Here is a 21,301-nt window from a genome sequence, read left to right as displayed (position 1 = left end):
TATTTTTGCTGTTTTGCAGTACCGGCGACATTACAAGCCACATTTGGCCTCTACTACGAAACAAACAGTTGTGTGATTGTGTATGAACCAAGAACAAATTAGCCAAGCGCAGAAAAAGCTCGTCCCAGTTAGCCGCCAAGCCGCCGCGGAAGGCATCGTATTATTGAAAAATGAAGATGCAGTACTGCCATTGAAGACCCACGATATTGTGTCTCTGTTCGGGCGCTGCCAGATCGACACATACCGCAGCGGTACCGGCTCTGGCGGAGCCGTCAATGTTCCTTACGCGGTCAATGCATTGGAAGGCCTGCGTGCCAATAGCAACATTCGCCTGAATGAAAACTTGGCGGCGATTTATCAAGACTGGATTGCCCAGCACCCCTTCGATGACGGTGGCGGCGGCTGGGCTGCAGAGCCCTGGTTCCAACAAGAGATGCCACTGACTGACGAGTTGGTAGCAAAAGCCGCTGCACAATCCAGCAAGGCAATGGTATTTATTGGCCGTACCGCAGGTGAGGATCAAGATAACGCCGATGAGCCGGGCAGCTATCGTTTAACCGAGCAAGAGCTCGACATGATCGCCAAGGTGAACCGCCATTTCACCGATGTCATTGTAGTGATGAACGTGACCAACATCATGGACATGGCATGGCTGAATACGGTGGAACATCACCAGTCCATCAAGGGCGTGCTGTATAGCTGGGCGGCTGGCATGGAAGGCGGCCACGGCCTTGCCGATGTCGTATCTGGCAAGCAGTCACCCAGCGGCCGACTAACCGACTCCATCGCCTACCACTTGGCTGATTACCCATCATCAGCCCACTTCGGACGTAAAGACCGAAACCTCTATGTTGAAGACATCTATGTCGGCTACCGCTACTTCGAAACCTTCAACCCGGAAGCGGTACAGTTTGAATTCGGTGCCGGGTTGTCCTACACCCAATTCGAACGCCAGTTGGTCGACTTTTCTACCCAAGGAAATGGACCTGACGCCGTTCTTCATTTTGATATCCGAGTGACAAACGTAGGCAATCACTTCGCCAGCAAGGAAGTGGCCCAGCTTTACGTCGAAGCACCACAAGGCGAGCTGGGTAAACCCGCCCGAGTACTTGCGGGCTTTACCAAAACGCCGACCATCCAGCCAGGGGCTAGTGAGCTGGTTCGAATTTCAGTGCCAGTGGCATCATTGGCCAGCTATGACGACAGTGGTGCAACAGATCACCGCAATTGCTACGTACTCGAGCCCGGATCATACCAGTTTTACTTGGGTGCCAGTGTTCGCCAGGCCGAGTCCATTGCCGCGACCTTACAACTCGATGCTTTGCTGGTTGTAGAAACGCTAACTGAAGCATGTGCGCCAACCCACGCCTTCGAGCGTATCAAGCCAGCGCAAAAAAATGACCGGGGCATTTACCTAGTCTGCCATGAAGCGGTGCCTTTGCGCACAGCATGCTTGGCTGAGCGCATTCAGGCTAACATGCCGCCGTCATTCGAAGTGACAGGCAACCAAGACATCAGCTTATTGGACGTGAAACAAGGTAAAGCCAGCCTTGAGGCGTTTGTTGCCCAAATGACACCCGAGCAATTGGCAACCATCGTACGCGGTGAAGGCATGTGCAGCCCAAAAGTCACACCGGGCACAGCTGCGGCATTTGGCGGGGTCAGTGACAGCTTGTTCGAGCTAGGCATCCCCGTGGCAGCGGCTGCAGACGGGCCGTCAGGCATTCGCATGGACAGTGGCCACAAAGCGACACAGGTACCAATTGGAACCCTGCTTGGCTGCACCTGGAACGCAGCACTCAACGAGGAGCTATTTTACCTGATCGGCCAAGAGCTACGGGCCAATCATATCGACACCTTGCTTGGCCCGGGTATCAATATCCATCGCCATCCATTAAACGGCCGCAACTTCGAATACTTCTCTGAAGATCCGTTTATGACTGGCGTGATGGCGGCGGCACAGACCCGAGGCCTGAGCAACGCGGGTGTCTCCGGTACGATCAAGCACTTCGCGGCTAACGATCAGGAAACCGCGCGGGTCGATGTCGACAGCATCATGTCCGAGCGAGCTCTGCGCGAAGTACACATCAAGCCCTTTGAAATGGCGGTGAAACAAGGCAATGCCTCGACCATTATGACCTCTTACAACCCGGTCAACGGGCACTGGGCGGCATCCAACTATGATCTCAACACGACGATTCTGCGTGGCGAATGGGGCTTTCAAGGTATTGTGATGACAGACTGGTGGGCGAAAATGAACGACCCAATCGCAGCCGGTGAAGAAAGCAAAACCTTTACCTCGTTCATGCTCCGGGCGCAAAACGATCTCTACATGGTGGTCGACAATGACGGTGCCGAAAGCAATGCTATGGGCGATGACACCCTAGAAGCGCTCGAAAAAGGCACACTAACCTTGGGCGAACTGCAGCGAAGCGCAATAAATATCTGCCGCTTTATCATGGCAGCACCGGTGATGGAACGCCCGCTAACCGCCTACGAGCCAATCAAAGCCTTCGCGGCACTGCCGCAAGCACCAGGGGGAGAGACGCATCCCATAGAGGAAAGTATTAAGCTAGGTACTAAGCTCAACACATCCGTGGTGATTGAAGTGAGCGAAGCCGGCATTTACCAATTCAACGGAGTCATGAACTATGAGCGAGATGCGCTGGCACAGTCATCGTGCAGCCTGCTCCTTAATGACGAGTTCAGCATGACCTTGCCTCTGCATGGGACGGATGGAAAATCCGTAACTGTTGAAGGGCTCAAGGTAAAGCTACAGCCGGGCTTCTACTACCTGGATATTAATTTCGTCAAACCTGGCTTAGAGCTGGAGGAAATCGTTATTCTCGGAAACTAGTACTGTTCGAGTAAACGAATAGGGTGATTCAAAGAGCGCAAACAACAAAAAGCCTCCAGTTTTGCCGGAGGCTTTTCTGTTAACTGTTTGCCCTTATCGACAGCATTGATGGCTAAAACGCCATCTGCCATTTGAGGTATGCCTCTTCATTTGAGTCATAGCCAGCCCTAATCCGATGGTTTTTAATTTGGTAGCCGACGAAAGCATCATAGGTATAGAGATCATAATCATCTTCACCAAATGAATAAAAGTTGTCGAAACCAATATGCCACGCGTTGTGGTTAATTCGAGAGTAGAAGCCAGCCATACCGATAGCAATAGAGTCGTCGGTCACTTGATTCTTATTTACCCCAATGGTTAATACTGGATAAAAGGTGACTTTTTCCATTGCTTTCCACGTAGCGACATAACCCCCTGTTAGCGACTCCACATCACCACCAAAATAGCCTTCAGTATAAAAACCTTGCCCTTGATTCATCCAATAATATCGAGCCTTTAGTTCATCGAAGCCTTTTTTAGACTCAAGGCTCATTCCATGCTTGCCGAAAGCCAAACCAAAACTAGCATCAACATCCCCATTAGCCGCTATCCCCATCCCAACTGAAGAGTAAACCGCCGTTGGATCAGCCATATTAACCTTGTCCTGATTTTCGACCTCTTGCTCTGCAAAGACCTTAGGTTGAATACTACTGAGTAGCAAAATTAATAACAAACGCTTATTCATGGTCGTTCCTGTAATATTTAATGAGTAGCTTATTGATAACGCATGCCAGGTTTCATCTTTTCTTATATTATTTACCTTATGAATAATTATTGTTGAGCATCAGGCAACTCAAAATAAAACCACATGTTTCTTTTTATTATTTATGGGTGTTACTAAATCGCAATGCATTGAAAATATTCAATAACAGTTTAGGAAATGAAAGCCATCAACATAAGCTTGCAAAGTAAAGGCGTGATATTAAGAAAAGCTGTAAATAATAGGAAGGTATTGATGGAAATTTGAATGCAGGTAATAGGTCTTAATTTTTACCTATTACCTGCATGAAGTGAATAACCCTATAGTGAGTATAAGTAGTAAATCTGGGTTTTAACGCGAATAACAATACCGCGGATCGCGTCCAAGAAACTTAATAATGGGGTTGGCTTTTCACCAGATATCCATGCTAAACCAACAGCACCTACAGGAATATCAAAGCCCTCCGGCTCATGAATTTTCAAACGTACAAAGTGGTGTTTGTTAAGCACATTCAAGCCAGTAGTCCGGCGAACATTATCATCGACGGCCAATAGGCTACCTTGCGATTCCCCCGTCGCTTCGATAATACTATCAACCGATGCAGTAAAGACCTTACCAGGGTATATTGCCGTACCGAATTCAGCCAACTGCCCTTTTTTTACATTACGTAGGGCCTGATGATTGACTCTTGTTAAGACATACTTTTCATTGGTATACATAGCAAGACGAGGAGCTGCCCCTACATACTGCCCTTCACGCATAATGAAATTAGTCACAAAGCCATCAACCGGGGCGTATATCTTGGTATTGGCTAGATTCCATTGTGCTTTATCTACAGCCGTTTGTTTCTGAGCAACAACTGTTTCAGCATTGAAAACATTGACCATGACCTGCTCGGTTTTTAACTTTGCTTGGCTGAGCTTAATTTTAGCCATTTCTACGTCGCTCATTCGCCGCTCGAGCTGTTGTTTTGAAACTGTGTCCGCCACCTTGATTTCCTGAAGCTTATAACGCGCTAGCGTATTGACCTTTAGCTCGAGATCCTCCTCAGCCGCATCCTGCTGATTACGCGAGAGTTCAATTAGCTTAAGCTGCCCCCTCAAACTCATTTCCGCGCCGGCCAATTCAGCTTTTGCGTTTTCTACAGCAATTAGATAAGGCTCATCATCGATTTCATAGATCAGTTGACCTTTTTTAATTTTCTGATTGGGCTCTATATGAATAGCAGTTACCACCCCCTTCACTTCACTTGAGGCTGGCCTCAATTGAATATGTGGCGATTGCACGACAGAACCACCTGACATATCCATCGGCGTATAGGTAATAAGCCCTATCCAAACAAAGATAAGCCAACTGGTACCGCCAATGTACGCAAAGAGCTTCGTTCCCTTATTCCATGGCATACCCACAAGGCGAAGAATATAAATAAATAACGCCCATACCGCCAATCCTTCAAGCATCTTGCTGTTCCTCTACAATCTGGGGTTCATCTTTCCAGATTTCACGTAATCGTCGAATGCCTAACTCAATGTCTGTAAAGGCAACAATTAATGCCAGAACCCAGACCCAGTGCCATATAAATCCCACCCAAGTCAAAGCCGATATCAAACCTAATTGTTGGTGTTTTTTTCGGTGAGCTTCATGAACAGGGATTTCATGAACTTTCCAAAAACCATATGCTATTGCAGCAATTGACCCAAATAACACTACGCCAGCAACAACATGTAGGACGGTATCAGCGGTACTTTCAACAAAAGGCATTGATACTAACGACATTTGTTAACACTCCATTTATTTATAATTCTAATTACTCGATTATAATTCCGCATAAATCAAAACAAGAACTGCAATACGATGGTAATAAATTGACATGTTTGGATTAAAGATAAAGCCACAGCTCATATAATTGAACATAAAAATTACACAAAAGTAATTTACCAATAATGGTTATATGCACTCGTTATTAATTTATGTTATATCTCTAAGTAACCACCCAACCCCAATATACGATAAAAATGACATCAGCTTTAACAACCGACAAAATCATCTTTGATAATCACAACAAGAAAATATCACAAATAAACGTATTAAAAGCCAGTCACTAACATGAAAGCAAATGAGATTAATACTTATTAACTCATGGTTACTCGCTACTTATATATGTCAGAAAATGCTTTAACTAGTATGCCTTCTACCTGTGAAATTACAGGATGCTGATACCATATTCGGTGAAACTGAATACCAAGATCAAACAACATAGGTTGACCATCTAATATCAGTGGTCTCATAACCACACCATCAGGAACAGCATCTTCTTTAATACCAAGTGTTACGAATACATTGTTATTCATCTTGACGCACTGAAAAGCTGTCGATACCGTGGCAACGGTAAGATTTTGCTTTAGCTGAATCCCAGTCCGTCGTTTCAACGTTTGGTAGTGCTCACTATTATCTAGTTCCCCCATCGTAACCCTAACACTAGGATCATTATTTAAATCACTTAAAGAAACCTGTTCCATAGAGGCACATCGATGTCTTTCAGATAAACATACATTAAGAGGCAACTCACCTAGACGGCGCTCAATCACTCGCTCGCTAACTTCACTAGGATAGCTCGTAACGCCGATTACGATCCGCTCTTTTTTGGGGTACTCAATCGCATCTTGCGACCAGTCCAAGAATGTAATTTTCACATTATCATTAATTGATTTAAGGCCTTGAATGATTGGAATTGCAAATATTTCACTTAGCATGGATGGCATATGAAATTCAAAATTCAAACTTTTATTATTTAGGCCGAATGATTGAACTAAAAATTCAGAATCTTCAAGCTGCTCAAGGGAATCTTTGACTCTACTGACAATCTGTGATGCCAATAGTGTAGGTTCATATACTTTGTTATTGGCAATAAACAGTTCATTACCGAATATTTCCCGACACTCGGCCAGATAACGCTGAAATGTAGCTCTACTTATTGATAAATAAAAAGTGACCTTAGCTTGTGTCCGCTTTTCATATAAAACGACGAGAAATCTATACAGATTCAAATCAAAGTTCTTTTTCATACAACCCTCTTGATGTTAGTGGAAATTTATAATGAATCAGTCTAATGCTGATGTTTTTATATTTATAACAACTATCTACAGATTTATCGCTTTCATTTGGCATTATCCGAGACAGCTGATTTTATAGTTCTTATGACTATATCTTTGAACCACTTATGCGCATTGCTTGTTTTGGTTCTACGATGCTCGTTCAAATAAAAGTTAATTTTAAGCGATTCAACACTATCTATTTTAAATAAAGGTACAAGTTCCTTAGACCTATGCCTTGAGATTGCTAAGATATGCGATGCTATAAGTAGTTTATTTGTACCATTCATCGCATCGATCAGAGTGCTTAGTTGATTGCTTTTGAATGTTATATTTCTTTTATGACCTGAATATTTCAAATACTCGTCAATCAAAATATGATGTTGGGAAATTGAGTTAACGTCTAAGTTAAGATCAACAAACTGGTACATCATACACTGTTCTAATGTGACATTATTTGATTTTACTAAAGGATGTAATCTATGACCATAAATTACCGGATAAGTAGTAGTAAGTAGAGTCGACTCATAATCTTTACTTTCACAGAATTGATCGATATGAATTGAAAAATCAACCAAACCATCTTTCAGCTGCGTTTTAGGATTAAGGGTTGGCGGATATTCAATAACCCCACAGTTCGGTGCCAGTCTTGATAACTCCCTGATTATTGGAGCCGTGAAAATACGGCTCAATAACGGCGGCGTAGAGATTTTAAAAGTATGCTCACAATCCTGGGGTTCAAAATCGAAGTTAGTTATCAGCTTGCTGGTTGAAAACAAAATTTGATCTATTTGTTCTTGGAGCTGTAACGCTTTCTCCGTCGGTTGCAAACCATTCGATTCACGTAAAAAAAGCGGGTCACCAAATAAATCACGCAACCTGCGTAGTGTTCGGCTCATTGCGGGTTGTGAGAGATAAAGTACTTCTGCGGCCCGTGTTACATTTCGCTCCTTGAGTAGCACGCTAAGAGATACCAGTAGGTTCAGGTCAACCCTCGACAATTCTTGCTCAACTGTTTTCATAAATCCATACCAGCTACACGACCACATAAAAGTATATCATCTCCTTATGGCCGTTAGTTTAAAGACAGCCAATCAATTAAGTCCATATGAAACAGACAATTATATAAATGTCTGCGAAGAACATGTACTAATGCTTAAGATGAGTTGTCAATATCCATTGTTTTGACGCTCATTACAGATAGCTGAGCCGACAAGGTATTTTTATTATAACCACCAGACAATAATCGTTAATTTACATTCAACTCTAACAAGCCTTGTTCTTAGAATGTGTAACCCATACCAATAAAGTGAACACTACCAGTAAATTTACCTGATAGAGGTGCGATGTACTTGCTTTGATCGATATCAATATCACCTAGATCAGTATATTGGTAATAAATATCGAAAGACTGATCATCCCATGTTCTAGATACCCCTATTGAATATCGATGTTGTTCGCCAACAGGTAGTTCAGGGGTTTGAAGTGCTGGATTGTCTAAAGGAGAGGTTTCATAAGAGTAACCCAGCTTTAGCGCCCATTTATTACCCACATCATATTCACCACCGAGCCCTAAGTGCCAGACATCATCCCATTGACGATCAATAACATATATAGGATCAACCCGCTGAAACTCCATTGGAATAATAGTGTTTTCCATACTACTCCATTGGTGCCACTGTATAGTGCCCATCAGAGTCAGTTTATCACTTCCTTTAAAACTGATACTGGCATCTATCGTATTGGGCATAATGAGCCCGGTGGAGTACTTACCTTGGTATTGGTCAGAAACAGTGGTATCCGATTCAAAATGATGCTCTAGTTTGGATCGATAAGATAGCCCCAAGCGTGTTGATTCTGAAGCTTCATAGACAAGCCCCAAATTATACCCAAAGGCCCAATCCGATACGCTATCCAGCTCGACTCCCCGGGTATTGGCCTGTAAAAAAGCATAATTGAACTGCAAGCCGGCAGCCACCGAGACTTTCGGATTGACTTTATAACTGATTGATGGATTGATTTGATAAGTCAGCAGTGCCACATCGCTGACTTGGGCAGCACCCTGCCAGTCAGTGCCATAATCAATTGTTGCACCGCCCAATGATCCCAATGCCAGGCCTAGATAGAGGTCCTCATTTATCTGCTGGGTATGAAAAAAGCCTGCAATAGGTAGGGTGCTATTTGAAGAACCGTCTTCACCCAGGCCTTTGTACTGAATATCTAGATTCAGCACACTCCCGGTAAGGGTTGTGAGATCATCATTCATGTGGGGCATTACCGCAGGATTAGCCCATATAGCCGCTGCTGAGCCCGTATAGACGCCATCTCCCGCTCCTCCTGTCCCTAGGTTGGCATAGGTTGCTTCTGGCAAAAAAAAACCACTTGCCTCTGCATAAGAACAGCCAACAACAAGTGATAAACCTATTATGCGAAAATGGTTATTCGCCATCTGAAACACTCTCTCTACGTCATGAATAACGCAGAGAGAGTAATCAGTAGGGGCATCTTGAACAAATTACCCTTTTGCATAACTGGTATTACTAAAGAGTTATAAAGCTCTTTATGATTAGTCTAGAATCTAAAATCAAAACCAACAGAAGCTGTTGTTTCTTCGGACTTTACATCACCTTGCTGTGTCACTGGGTTGTACTGGCTCCCCTGCACTTCAACAACATCATATTTAAGTTCCAGATAAATATTCAGGATATTTTCACCAAGATGAGTACGGATACCCTGAAGAAGGAATAAATTTAGAACGTTCATGTCTGTTCCTTCAAACGATGAGCCGGAGTTAGCTTGCAGAACAGTATAGTGTGTCTCGTTCCATGGCTTTACCGCATAAATGCTCACGCTAGCGAGGTGCGCAGTGTCGTCTTTAAGGTATGCATTAACCGCATTTTGACCACCAAAGCTTTTGAGGCTATTACACCGACCTTGCTCCAGATCAGCGTAACTATAGCAAGCAGACTCCAAGTTATTGCCTAAGGACTTCGAGTCCCAGTCAACATATGAATAGTTAACCGATGGGAAAAACATTAATCCACTTTCAGTTTTTAATGGCAACATGTAACCTGCCGTATAGGTATTACTCACTTCTTCGGTATGAATTAAATCAATGTACAAACCACCGAAACGCTCATCAAAATGGATCGAGCGGAAACGGGCGTTATTGGAGTCAGTATAATATTCAAGGAGCATATTGGTTTGTGTATTTCTACCCGTCAAATTAGTAAAACCACCGCCTGCTACTAACTTTATTTCTCCATCATGTGAAGCAGCAATCCCACCTCGCCAGTCGCTATTCCTTGGGTCTGCATCGTGAAAACTTTCGTCTTGAGCACACACGTTCGTAGTAGATAGAAAAAATAAAGCACATCCCAATATAATTTTATTTTGCATATATGAACACCTCTTAAGTTTGGAGTAGAATACTTAAGCCCAAACAAAAGAGCGAGACCTATATACGATTTTGCGTAATTCGATTATCGACTTTGCATATTGCATTTAATATACAATCCTTGACCCAAATTAGTTTTCCACTCCGTCTATTAATGTATGAGTAATAAAAATTTATTTTTTTCACCTCCGCTTTATCTTCACCTTCAAGCAATGAAACTGGCAACGGTGAAACAGCGAGATTATTAAAATCATTAATAATGGTATTAGAAGCAATCATGATACCTTTATTATTTCGACATGCCTCAAGGGCCACATCGAGGCTATCTGTTTTCAAAACAACTTTTAACTCTCGTTTAAATTTTCTCTGTAGCTCGTTGATTATCTGCTTTTGTTCTTTCCAACTGTTTGGGTTCCAAACAATAAATGACTGATTAATAAGAACATCGACAGAAATCAAACTAGCATCAAGAATAGGGTGTGATTTCGAACTCAACAGAAAGAAACTCTCATCTTTTATTTCAACCTGCTCTATACTATCCGGAATATTATGATTTAAGTAGTTAACACCCACAAGCAATTCATTGCTCGATATTTTTTCTACGGAGTCAACATTCCAATCCTCAATTTTTAAAAATGCCCTCGGGCAATTATGAGACAATTCCTGATATATAACCAATCCATAACGATTTAAAATAACCTTATTTAACGATATATTTATTTCCCCCTCATAAGTTTCGGGATTGAAATCAGTGGAGATGGAAAATGTTGATTGAATACATTCGACTAATTCTGGAAGTTTATTATGAATTTGTTCGAAGTACTCTGTAGGGACAAGTACATTACCCACCCTGACCAATAGCCTATCATTCAAGTTACTCCGCAGCTTTGATAGTATGCGAGTAACTTGCGATTGGGATATTGATAACTCTTCAGCCGTCTTATAGGTATTACGGGTTTCATACAAACTTGATAGTACTTTTATACTTTTTATATCAATCTCATCAGTATTGACGTAACGAGCCATTTTATCTCCAAATACAACAGGTATATTAGGCTAGTTTAATTGTTAACGTATCAATAACAAATTACACTTAGGCATAACTGATATTTGAATAATTAATATCGCAGGTGGTCTAGATACATTCTTGATGATTGTTACCCCCTACTAATAAAAGACGTTATTAACAGCACCGTCTCTTAGATGGTTATCACCTATGCTCAATCAATTATGATTTTTCTTATATTCAAAATTATTACACCAATGTGATATTTTCCCATGTCTCTATCGAGTACGAGTTACTATTTTAAGGAATGGAAATAGTAAGGTATGCGCAACACCATCCGCATAAACAGCTTTTCATACAAATCTAATGAATACTTACAAATACCATCTTAATATCTTGGGGGATTGGATGAAAAAAATACTATTAATAACCACAGTAATGTTTACAGCTACAGCTTTTGCCGGTGGCGGTATTGTCAAGGATTCTAAGACAGGACTTATTTTCGACTTTGATAATGTCAGCCAAGAAACAGCCATACAAGAGCTACAATACTGCCAAGAGGTAGCGTTAAGTACGCAGAAAACTGTACAAGACCCACAAGGCACTGCTGTTCGTGGCGCAGCAAGGGGGGCTGCAGCAGGTGCCGCTGTCGGTGCTATATCTGGCGGTTCCGGCAGTGATGCTGCAAAGGTCGGTGCCGCTGTCGGTGCCGTAGGTGGTCGTTTAGGGGGAAGAAATGCCGAGCAAAGCGGGCACCAGTCAAATGCAGAAGCATACGAAAATGTGCTGCGTAATTGTATGATTGATAAGAAGTATGTAGCACTGAACTAAGCGCCAACAATATCAATCTGGTTATTGGGCTGACATCGACTAAAATAACAGCACTTTGTCGGCCCATAAAAACATTTATACCCAGGCTACTTCAAGATGCAGGTTAAGCGAGAATTTATAAGCTTATAGACAAGGCCATAATTAAATCATGGCCTTATTGTTTTAAATGCTATGAGGCATTTTTACGGTTTTTGCATATTCAACAATTTCATTAAGATCTTGAGGCATATACATGCGTAAAACCCCTGTCCATCCAGCGAGTACATCTAGGTTATTAATAGCCCCTTCACAATTGAAGTTTACGGTAATCGTACCATCGTTATTCGGCTTAATCTCACGACTAGAAGTTGCGTAGTTATAAGCATGAATATAAGCATCCGGCCCATAAGTTGTTATTGAAAAGAAGCCTTTTTCTTGCAGTGGAGGCTGCTCAAATGTCATAGTTTGACAAGTACCAGAACGATCTTCAGCAAGCAACACTTTGTAATATGCATGCTCAGATGGCAGGCCACCAAACCCCATTGCAGTTGCTACCCGCGCATCGAATGATTTCACACGTTCGGAGCCTGGTGCCCCAAAGGCTTCTACAAAATCAACTTTCAAGATATTCTTTTCTTCGGCGATACGGATATTTTCCCGAGATTGCTGATCAAAACCTTTAGCAACATAAGGATACGCTGAGGCTACCGTCGCTTTAACCATATGTTGTTTTAGACGTCCAACATTTAAATCACTCTCAGCCATTGACTTAACTTGTGTGCGAATAACAATCCATACATGATCACCAGAAGAAAGCATATCTGGAGTAACTGTTATCTTATTTTTGCCTATTTCAGCGTAAAGTACCGCAACAGTTCGATGTTGTTCATCTATAATCTGCATGCTTTGGTAGGTGTCATGTATCGGCAACTCAAATTTTGCACCTCCCGCAGTATCGAAAACACCTTTAGAATATAAGGTATCGCGGTTTTGTCTGACCACGGTTTGTGACTCAGGGGTGGTTAGGTTCTTATCATGTTCAAAGTTATTGATTCCCGAATATTCTTGCTGCTCAAAAAAATACTTATCGGATTCAGCAAGAATAAAGTTTTCATTTATTACTGGAATTCCACCTTCATACTTAAGCTGCAACTCTGTCGGTACGCCTTTCTTTGGTAGATGTTCAGCTAAGGTTGAAAATTTATCTTGGGCGTTAGTATTGGCTGAAACAGCAGCCAATAGGGCAGTAAGTAAAATTGTCTTATTATTCATTTCAATCACTCTTTCATTTACCATTGATTCTAAGGCATTACCATATTGCAAAATCTATCTTTATTTGTGTAATTCAATCGATAATCATATCTAGCGCTCTGACTAAAACACTGTCTACATATTAATTAGCATAATTACGAAAACATGAACTGTAGTATTTACTTTTGTATATGTTTGCTAAAAAGCACCCAATCATAGAATAAATAAGGTATCCCTATATGGCATTCATTAATGATAATATTTATAGTCATTCTTGATGGACAAACAAAAAGCTGACTAATTAATCCAACTTTTTATAAACTAATCAAGTAATAAAACCTCCTATTTGTAATAAATATAGTTTCTCTGAGATAGAACAACTCTGAACTGAAATTTTCACTTTGTACACCATTTAAATAATCATTAAAACACCCGTTCAACAGCAGGTGTTAACCCTTATATACCGTTCAATTTTGATTGTCTTTTTTAACGTTAATAAGTATCAAATTTAGGCATATCAATGTACTATCAAAACTTGGTTTTATTATACTTACTTAAGTCAATGAGTTCATTCCAGCTTGTAGGAGCTTCGCTGTCCCGCTCTAAATCTTCATGTTCAATAATGAAAATTTGAGATAGTAAATTTTTATACCCCCCACCAGGTAAGCCAGGGTCATGATTGAAATATAAAAAATGTGATGCAAAAGCAACGATAACAACAGTCAATGGCATAGATAGTAAAGCAAACCCATAAGTGACTAACATAATTGACATTAATCTCATTTTTAACCTACTCGTATCCGTCGATTGGAGAAAAATAGTAAACTCATATAAAAGAAACTAACTTTTATATGCTTTATGAAACTTAACATTTGCTGAATAAAAATTGATTATGCATACAACCATGAGCTCACTTTTGATTGGTAAAGCACTCAACATTTAAACTGTACATATTCATTTTAATCAATAGTATATTTACCTTAGTTTCGTATAAATTTGTAAACTCTAATTTGATAATTTTAAGTACAACCATGGACTTAATTAACAATGAAGTGATTTTATTATTTTATACCGCTAGTAAAAGGATATGGGTATATGCCAGATGAATTCAATTTATACAACAACATTCAAGTTATTGGCGATGCTATTACCACTCCATACCCATATACAAATGAAGTTAACAGCTGGAATATAAAGACACATCCAACTGCGTTACTGAATGTCAACCCTGAATTACAAGATAAATTACTTATCCAAATTAGAAGTGATCATACACGCCGGTATCAACCTGTCTTTTGTGTTAATCAAAGTAAACTATCCGAAATACTTTCAGATGGCGATTTAACCCAGATGGCTCAAAAAATACCAACTATTATTGATAGGTTGGCATTACGTCATGAAACGCCACATCCAGACATTTTGGAGATTATTGCCTGGTATTGCTGGTCTAGAGGCAATTTTAGATTAAAACCCGTTTGGTCCCCCGAGCACCGCACTGGGTACTCTTACCCACTGCTTGACTGTTTGAACAATGGAGAATCGAGTCAGGCTTTACTTCGTGCGATAGAACACAATATTTTAGTGCCAGCTAAACTGGTCGATCGCATCCGTTTGTGCAGTTCGTGCAGTAGCGTGCGCATTAATTATATTGATGTTTGTCCTAAGTGTAGTGATATCAACATCCAGCTCTCACCTGGTGTTCATTGTTTTGTTTGTGGCTATGTCAATGAACAAGAAGTGTTCTCGGCGACTGGTATTATGCAGTGCCCAAACTGTACCACTAAACTTCGACACATAGGTGTAGATTACGACAGGCCACTAGAACGCTACCGATGCAGATCATGTCAGGCACGCTTTGTGGAGGCCGCGGTTAAAGTACGTTGCCATGATTGCAATAAAAGTCAAAGTTCTGATGATTTAGCAATAGCGCATATTCATGAACTGGAGGTTGGAAAGCATGCGAGACAGATTTCGATAGAAGGATTTCATGACTCTACCCGACCTCTTCTCTGGCAGTCGCCTGTCAGTAAATCTCACCTTCCGTGGCTGCTTCGCTGGGTAAGTGCTAATCAGAGGCGATATGGTGGTGATAATACATTGATGGCTGTATGGCTTTCCAACCTATCACAAATAACGCTACTACTTGGCAAGACAAAAAGCCAAGAGCGGATCAATGAGTTGACCAGACGTTTGCAAGCAATATTCCGCGACACGGATGTTATATGCCGATACGCTAATGATTTGTTGATTTTTATTCTGCCCCATACCAACACAAATGTAAGCCAAATCATTTTCAATAAAATAACGCATATGAATGCGATTGAAGGCCTGGATCAACTCAAGTTAGTTATTGAATTCAACAGGTTGCCCATCCCCGACAGTGAAAAAGTCGAGGACTGGCTAGCACGCTGGATTGAGGAAGTCACACACCATGGTTGAGTGGCTGCTCGGAATAATCTATATCCTCGTTGAGCTATGCAGGAACACTAGTAACATCTTATATATATTGGTCCTGTTTTTCCCCATGTTATTAGCTTTTGAACTACCGCTTATGCTTCTTACTTATAGCGGGTTATTTAAATGGGCCATAATAAGATACCAAAGCAAGCCGCAACATTATCACAAGAGATTACCCAATGTATCATGTATCGTAACTTGCTATTCGGAAGGAGACTCGATAACTATCACGATTGATTCGTTGCGCGAACAACGTTACCCAGGAAAGATTGAAATCATCGCTGTTATCGACGGTGCTTCGCAGAATCCAGAAACCTATCAAGCAGCACTTTGCAGCAAAGGTAGTTTTAAAAATAATCCCGAACGCGAGCTGGTTATCCTACCAAAATGGCAACGTGGCGGACGTGTGTCAACTCTCAACTCTGGTTTAGCGATTGCTAAGGGAGAAATTATTATCAATGTAGATGGTGATACTTCTTTCGATAATAATATGGTTGATGAAATTATCCACACGTTCGATGATCCCAATGTACCAGCCGTTGCCGGGGCATTGCGAGTACGTAATCTCAATGACAGCCTAGTGACTAGGATGCAAGGAATTGAATATATAATATCTCTCCTTGGGTGCAAAACTGGATTGAGCGAATGGAACCTAATAAACAACATCTCGGGTGCATTCGGAGCATTCCGGCGTGATTTTCTTGTTAATATTGGAGGCTGGGATACACACACAGCTGAAGATCTTGACCTTACGATTAGAATAAAGCATTACCTGCGAAGACACCCTAATCTGAGAATTCCGTTTTCTCCTCTGGCGGTAGGATACACTAATGTCCCAAATACTGTGATAAGCCTTGCAAAACAGAGGCTTCGCTGGGATGGTGATTTGTTATTTCTTTATCTTCGCAAGCATATTTTTTCATTAACACCACGACTTCTGGGCTGGAAGACATTCATCTATACGTTAGTCTTTGGCATTGTTCAAAGCATTCTTTTGCCGCTCTTGATGACAATTCACCTGTGGTGGTTAGTATTCACCTACCCCTCAAAATACATCGCTGCAATATTGCTGCTGCTATATATTATTCATTTGATAATTAGTGCTTTCAGTTACATTTACATTATTGTCGTAATCTCCGAAAAACCCTTTAAGGATCTCAAGTTGTTGTTGTGGCTGCTCGCCTACCCTATTTATACATTTTCAATCCGGATGTGGGCAACCGTAGCAATACTTAATGAATTATTCAGGCGTTCGCACGAAGAGAGTGGAATGGCGCCTTGGTGGGTAATTAAACGAGGGCATAAATTTCATTTATGGAAAGTAACAAAGAGCGAGAGGAATAAATGAAAGTAGTCTTCAACTCACCTAAAAAGAATAATGCACAAATAGATGCAGGCGTAAAGGTCCCATATACTTCGGTTACGAGGGTCGCATTTAAGATACGCTGGTACTTTATCCTGCTATTAACATTTAGTCCTGTTGCTTTATTAATTTGGTATATAAGCCATGATTGGATAGTCACATCGGCACCTGGCATTGTTACAACTGAACCGCAACTTATCGTTGCCAGCGGCGAAGGTACGATTGATGAGATTTATTTCAGCATCGGCGAAGACGTAAAACAAGGAAACAAGCTTATGAAAGTCATCTCGTCATCGCTTCAATCAAGTATTGCTGAACGACAAAATCAATTAATGCAGCTAGAGTTTGATTGGGAGAGCTATAATAAGGTAAAAATCACTGCACTTAATGAAGAAATTCGCATAGCACTTGAGGCTACTAGAAAACAAGAAAAAGTTTACCTTGAATATGAGAAGTACAAAACACAGAACCTAGTCTCTAGCGCAGAGTTTGCGGCAGTACTGCAAATTTTCACCCAGTCTAAACTGAGCTATCAACAGGCCTTGCAGAAAAAAATTGATGAGATGAGAAAAATCCAAGAGCTTTCATCTTCAGGCCCCCTATCGATGGCGAAAAATGAAATTAATCGTGAGTTGGCAGAGATGAATAGTAAATTGAGCCAACTTCAACCGACAGCACCAAAAAACGGACAAATCATTGATATATTGGTAAAAAAAGGCGATAGAGTTTTTAAGCAGATGCCGTTAGCTCTGTATTCCAGCACATATCATTATCAAGTTATTTCCTATGTTTCACCTAAGTTCATTGAACAAGTACAGCTAGGAAAAAAGGCCGAAATACAATTTGCTAGTGGCCATACTTTGATGGCTCATGTAGGACAAAAGGTTGAGTTATCCGATAAGATTCCATCTTCTCTGGCCGATCCCTTTGAAGGGCAGAAAAGCATGCTAAAAGTAAAGTTAGTTCTTGATGAAAGAATCCCCGAACAGTTAGAAATTGAAGGACTTCCAGTAACCGTAAAGTTTAACTAATTTAATTTCGTAATAGCCGTTGCCTCATTGCAGTACAGGTTTAATATAGCTGAAATAATAACATTCATCACCCATAAAAATTATATTCAAAAAAACCTCTTCGGTTATGCCGAAGAGGTTTTTTATCATCTAATAATATGGCTACTACTAAATCAAGTTGATAAGAGCTTATATTATATTTTTAACTAATTAAAAATTGAAACTAGCCATTACACGAACCACATCTTCCTCTATATCATTTGGTTCTGATTGTCCTGGGAGCATGACATTGCTCTCTTGTATCTTACCATAGTCAACTGTAATTCCCACCATACGCCAGTTAACTGTTCCACCAATTGAACCATAGACATTATCGATGTTTAACGCACTAAATTCAGAGCCACTCTCATCTTTAAAATTCACATCCGCATTTAAATAGTTAAGGCTAATTTTTGGTATAATATCAAATTCAGCGATTTCGATTTTATATCCTACAGATGTATAAAGTCCCCATGCATCTTGATCATCACTCATCCCTTCAGGCAAATTGAAATCATATTCATCATTTCCAATCATGAAACCTGCACTAGTAACAATGTTATGAGCGAGTGTTTTACTATACCCTAGTGTAGCCATTTCCATATCACCAATAAATGTAACACCGGCATCAATTGACTGATTTCTGTCACTAGCCATTGATGCAGATGAAATTAGCAAACATGCTAACATAGCCGCTTTTGGTGAAAATCCGTGGTTCATTTATTTATACCTTTTCTATACGTCGTTATATTTTTGGTGTTACTATCCTTTTAAAATAACTTTTTTAAATTTTAATTAACGAGCCACTGAAAACTCATATTTGATTATAATCATTGATTTTATTCCTATTATGAACCTTGATACAAAACCCTGGATTATATTACTCAATTTTGGGAGCATGAAAATTCAATATTGAGGTTAAGTTAAAAGTATATTTCAATTCAATTTTACTATATGTCGTATAGATTCATGAAGTGAACCTATACAAAATAAAATTTGAGGAAGTTATGAAAGCTGCTTTATCACTATTTGCTTTACTTACATTATCAGGCTGTGCCGGGCAAATGGCCGTTACGAATAAAACGATGGAGTTCAATATGGATGCTGTCGATAACCGTTATGCTCGTGGCGGATTAAACATCGCTATGGCACCAGTCTATGCCGCAACGACAACTGTCGACTATCTGGTTTTTAACTCTATTGAGTTCTGGACAGGTGAAAACCCAATAACAGAGAAGCCATCAATTTTTGATGTTGAAGGAAAAAACTATATAGAGATCAATGATCAGCTTGATGAGTCTTTGACCAAAGCACCAATAAAATAGCGGCTTGCAGTTATCAGTGAACATCACTACACTCACTGAATTTCTTTTAGCATAGCGAATTTATATTATAATAAAAAATCATCCGCACTTATTACTTGCAAATAAAGCCACTTTCAAGAGAGGGTGGCACTTTTTTCTTTTATAATATGCCCAACAATCAGTCTCTAGAATGAAAGCCTCTTGGAGTGAGTGATATAACGGCATTTGCCGAGGCGCCGGGATAGTCTGCGTAGTGCAAATTCCTTTCTATGGTGTAGAAGACATCAAGGTAGTCATCATCATTGCTCATAGCGTCCGCTTGTAGTGCATCTAGGATAACGTCAGCTGCTCCCCAGCGGAAAAGGTTGCAGCTAACAAGTACTAGGTTGGGACGATAGGTTACCCCATCATGATATTGTGAACTCTTCTGAAAAGGACTACCTGACGGGTTATGAAGTAGCAGCATACAACTGGGATAAGTGTAGTGGCACACTAAATTTGACCACCTGATAACAAGTGATATCATCATCTCGCATTACTACGGGTGACAAAATAACTAAGAAATCACGACGCCGCTTCAGTGCCGAGTACAAGATGGAAGCTGTTCAGATGGTTATTAACTAGGGCCGCTCTGTTACTGATGTTGCCAAGGCCCTTGAGGTCGGTGTTTCCAGTCTTGGCAAATGGGTTCGCCAGGTTCGTGATGAACAGGATGGCAATCCTGTTTAAGCCAAGCCCATTACTGACGAACAAAGGGAGATCTCCAGGCTCAAGAAGGAGATCGAGCAACTAAAGATGGACAAGGAAGTACTACAAAATGTATGGTCTGCTCCTAAATTACAAGAGAGGTTCGATTTCAGTAGTCGTTTGCGTCAATGTATCCGGACTATTCGCGAGCAATCTTTGTCCTCTGGCCTTGATGGTATCCGCACATCACCGTCCTAATAAAGCTTTCAGTCAACCATTTGTATTCTGATGAATCACAATATCAAACAAACGTCCATCTTCAACATTCTTATGTTGACGATAATTTACATTAGGGAAATAAAACTTCAATGGTTTATATAGATCAATAGTTATATTACGACGTGGCTTAGTAAATAGATTAAGTGTTTCAATAAGTAAAGAACAACTTAAAGTGTAAGCAAAATATGAAAAAGGAATACTTGAGCTTCTAATGCAACTGATTACAATCTTATTACAACTAAAAGTAATAAATATATTTTGACACTCGGGAGTAGCTGAAGATAATAAAGAACACACACTAGCCAGGCTGTTTAATTCATTTTCCCTGTCAATAAAGGCCACATCTGAAGATAGTACATATCTTACAATTTTGTCTATATGATTGATGCTTATTAGCTTAAAGTACGATTCGTAAAAGCAATGTATATTATCTATGACGTTATAGTTTATACTAGGGTTGTAAAGCTGCAAAGCACTTCCACCTTGTACTAATTTCAAATCATCAGCCGCTAGACAAAGCAACTTCACAACTTGATTACCTTTGAAAAATTCTGCCAATTTTAATCTCCATGTTGTTACTCGAACATCCAGCAGGTAAGTAATTGATTCTAATGTTCGCTGTCAACTCTTTGGTATAAGGATAGTTCCTTTGTTCACAAAGTAAACAAAGCTCTTTTATAAGATTTATTTACTTAGTTCATATGAAACTTTGATATGTTTCGTAAATCGGTGGAACTAAATCAAGAAGCTACGATCTGATACCCCCATTAACCGTCTTAGTCTCATGCCAATTTTCTACTTCAACAGTTATCTATCAAGTACCGAGAAGCTCACGAAAGCCTTGTCGCTTGGAAGGGCTTTGATGTGATTGACGCACCTCCCTTCTAGCATGGTTGTACCAAAGCCATTATTCGATATTGAACTTGTTACATTATGAAACATTTTCAAGTTCTAGTTTGTAAAAGTTTGTGTGACAGGCTGATGTTGGTCCTAAAACTTCATATTTTGTT

General features: G+C 40.5%; 18 protein-coding genes. 6 read left to right on the top strand and 12 right to left on the bottom strand.

The features are described 5' to 3' along the window. The first annotated feature begins 82 nt into the window (after nt 1–82). Nucleotides 83–2,857, top strand: a complete 2,775-nt coding sequence (locus PTW35_RS20045; RefSeq protein WP_281028680.1) for a glycoside hydrolase family 3 protein — start codon at nt 83–85, stop codon at nt 2,855–2,857. Between the two features lie 112 nt (nt 2,858–2,969). Here the strand turns inward: PTW35_RS20045 and PTW35_RS20040 are convergent, their stop codons facing one another. The 8 genes from PTW35_RS20040 to PTW35_RS20005 form a co-directional block, all read right to left on the bottom strand. Beyond that, complete coding sequence (locus PTW35_RS20040; protein ID WP_281028679.1) at nt 2,970–3,581, bottom strand: hypothetical protein; 612 nt, start codon at nt 3,579–3,581, stop codon at nt 2,970–2,972. A 335-nt stretch (nt 3,582–3,916) separates the two neighbouring features. After that, on the bottom strand, nt 3,917–5,056 hold the full coding sequence (locus PTW35_RS20035) for a biotin/lipoyl-binding protein (protein WP_281028678.1): 1,140 nt from the start codon (nt 5,054–5,056) through the stop codon (nt 3,917–3,919). Next, complete coding sequence (locus PTW35_RS20030; protein WP_044621360.1) at nt 5,049–5,372, bottom strand: MFS transporter; 324 nt, start codon at nt 5,370–5,372, stop codon at nt 5,049–5,051. The genes PTW35_RS20035 and PTW35_RS20030 overlap by 8 nt, the downstream gene beginning before the upstream one ends. 374 nt (nt 5,373–5,746) lie before the next feature. Then, nucleotides 5,747–6,661, bottom strand: coding sequence for a LysR family transcriptional regulator (locus PTW35_RS20025; protein WP_044621361.1), 915 nt, complete (start codon nt 6,659–6,661; stop codon nt 5,747–5,749). Nucleotides 6,662–6,753: 92 nt separating this feature from the next. Next, nucleotides 6,754–7,710, bottom strand: a complete 957-nt coding sequence (locus PTW35_RS20020; RefSeq protein WP_281028677.1) for a LysR family transcriptional regulator — start codon at nt 7,708–7,710, stop codon at nt 6,754–6,756. A 260-nt stretch (nt 7,711–7,970) separates the two neighbouring features. Then, a complete protein-coding gene (locus tag PTW35_RS20015; RefSeq protein ID WP_281028676.1) occupies nt 7,971–9,137 on the bottom strand; it encodes an outer membrane protein transport protein in 1,167 nt (388 codons plus the stop codon). Nucleotides 9,138–9,259: 122 nt separating this feature from the next. After that, the gene (locus PTW35_RS20010; protein WP_281028675.1) at nt 9,260–10,087 is read right to left on the bottom strand and encodes a hypothetical protein; all 828 of its coding nucleotides are present in this window, start codon (nt 10,085–10,087) and stop codon (nt 9,260–9,262) included. Nucleotides 10,088–10,145: 58 nt separating this feature from the next. Beyond that, a complete protein-coding gene (locus PTW35_RS20005; RefSeq protein WP_281028674.1) occupies nt 10,146–11,111 on the bottom strand; it encodes a LysR family transcriptional regulator in 966 nt (321 codons plus the stop codon). A 346-nt stretch (nt 11,112–11,457) separates the two neighbouring features. Here PTW35_RS20005 and PTW35_RS20000 point away from each other — a divergent pair, with 346 nt between their 5' ends. Beyond that, nucleotides 11,458–11,922: a glycine zipper domain-containing protein gene (locus PTW35_RS20000; protein ID WP_281028673.1), complete on the top strand. Its 465-nt coding sequence runs from the start codon at nt 11,458–11,460 to the stop codon at nt 11,920–11,922. Between the two features lie 162 nt (nt 11,923–12,084). Here PTW35_RS20000 and PTW35_RS19995 read toward each other — a convergent pair whose 3' ends face one another. Further along, nucleotides 12,085–13,173, bottom strand: coding sequence for a DUF1254 domain-containing protein (locus PTW35_RS19995; protein WP_281028672.1), 1,089 nt, complete (start codon nt 13,171–13,173; stop codon nt 12,085–12,087). A gap of 507 nt (nt 13,174–13,680) precedes the next feature. Then, nucleotides 13,681–13,926 carry a hypothetical protein gene (locus PTW35_RS19990; RefSeq protein ID WP_281028671.1) on the bottom strand — a complete coding sequence of 82 codons (246 nt, stop codon included), beginning with the start codon at nt 13,924–13,926 and terminating at the stop codon, nt 13,681–13,683. Nucleotides 13,927–14,247: 321 nt separating this feature from the next. On the opposite strand from PTW35_RS19990, the gene PTW35_RS19985 reads away from it, so the two are divergent. Genes PTW35_RS19985 through PTW35_RS19975 form a run of 3 tightly spaced genes read left to right on the top strand, consistent with a single transcriptional unit; the run spans nt 14,248 to nt 18,003 of the window. Further along, nucleotides 14,248–15,591, top strand: coding sequence for a diguanylate cyclase (locus PTW35_RS19985; RefSeq protein ID WP_281028670.1), 1,344 nt, complete (start codon nt 14,248–14,250; stop codon nt 15,589–15,591). Next, on the top strand, nt 15,584–16,957 hold the full coding sequence (locus PTW35_RS19980) for a glycosyltransferase (RefSeq protein WP_281028669.1): 1,374 nt from the start codon (nt 15,584–15,586) through the stop codon (nt 16,955–16,957). The genes PTW35_RS19985 and PTW35_RS19980 overlap by 8 nt, the downstream gene beginning before the upstream one ends. Then, entirely contained in the window at nt 16,954–18,003 is a 1,050-nt protein-coding gene (locus PTW35_RS19975; protein ID WP_281028668.1) for a hemolysin D, read from the top strand. Before PTW35_RS19980 ends, PTW35_RS19975 begins: the two co-directional genes overlap by 4 nt. 189 nt (nt 18,004–18,192) lie before the next feature. On the opposite strand, the gene PTW35_RS19970 is transcribed toward PTW35_RS19975, so the two are convergent. Next, complete coding sequence (locus tag PTW35_RS19970; protein WP_281028667.1) at nt 18,193–18,741, bottom strand: autotransporter domain-containing protein; 549 nt, start codon at nt 18,739–18,741, stop codon at nt 18,193–18,195. 287 nt (nt 18,742–19,028) lie between these two features. On the opposite strand from PTW35_RS19970, the gene PTW35_RS19965 reads away from it, so the two are divergent. Further along, a complete protein-coding gene (locus PTW35_RS19965; RefSeq protein ID WP_281028666.1) occupies nt 19,029–19,346 on the top strand; it encodes a DUF3332 family protein in 318 nt (105 codons plus the stop codon). 936 nt (nt 19,347–20,282) lie between these two features. Here the strand turns inward: PTW35_RS19965 and PTW35_RS19960 are convergent. Next, a complete protein-coding gene (locus PTW35_RS19960; protein WP_281028665.1) occupies nt 20,283–20,849 on the bottom strand; it encodes a hypothetical protein in 567 nt (188 codons plus the stop codon). Between the last annotated feature and the right edge of the window lie 452 nt (nt 20,850–21,301).

The organism is Photobacterium sp. DA100 (genome assembly GCF_029223585.1).
GTDB lineage: Bacteria > Pseudomonadota > Gammaproteobacteria > Enterobacterales > Vibrionaceae > Photobacterium.
The sequence above is the reverse complement of the archived record's forward strand: the minus strand, read 5'-3'. Positions and strand labels throughout refer to the sequence as shown.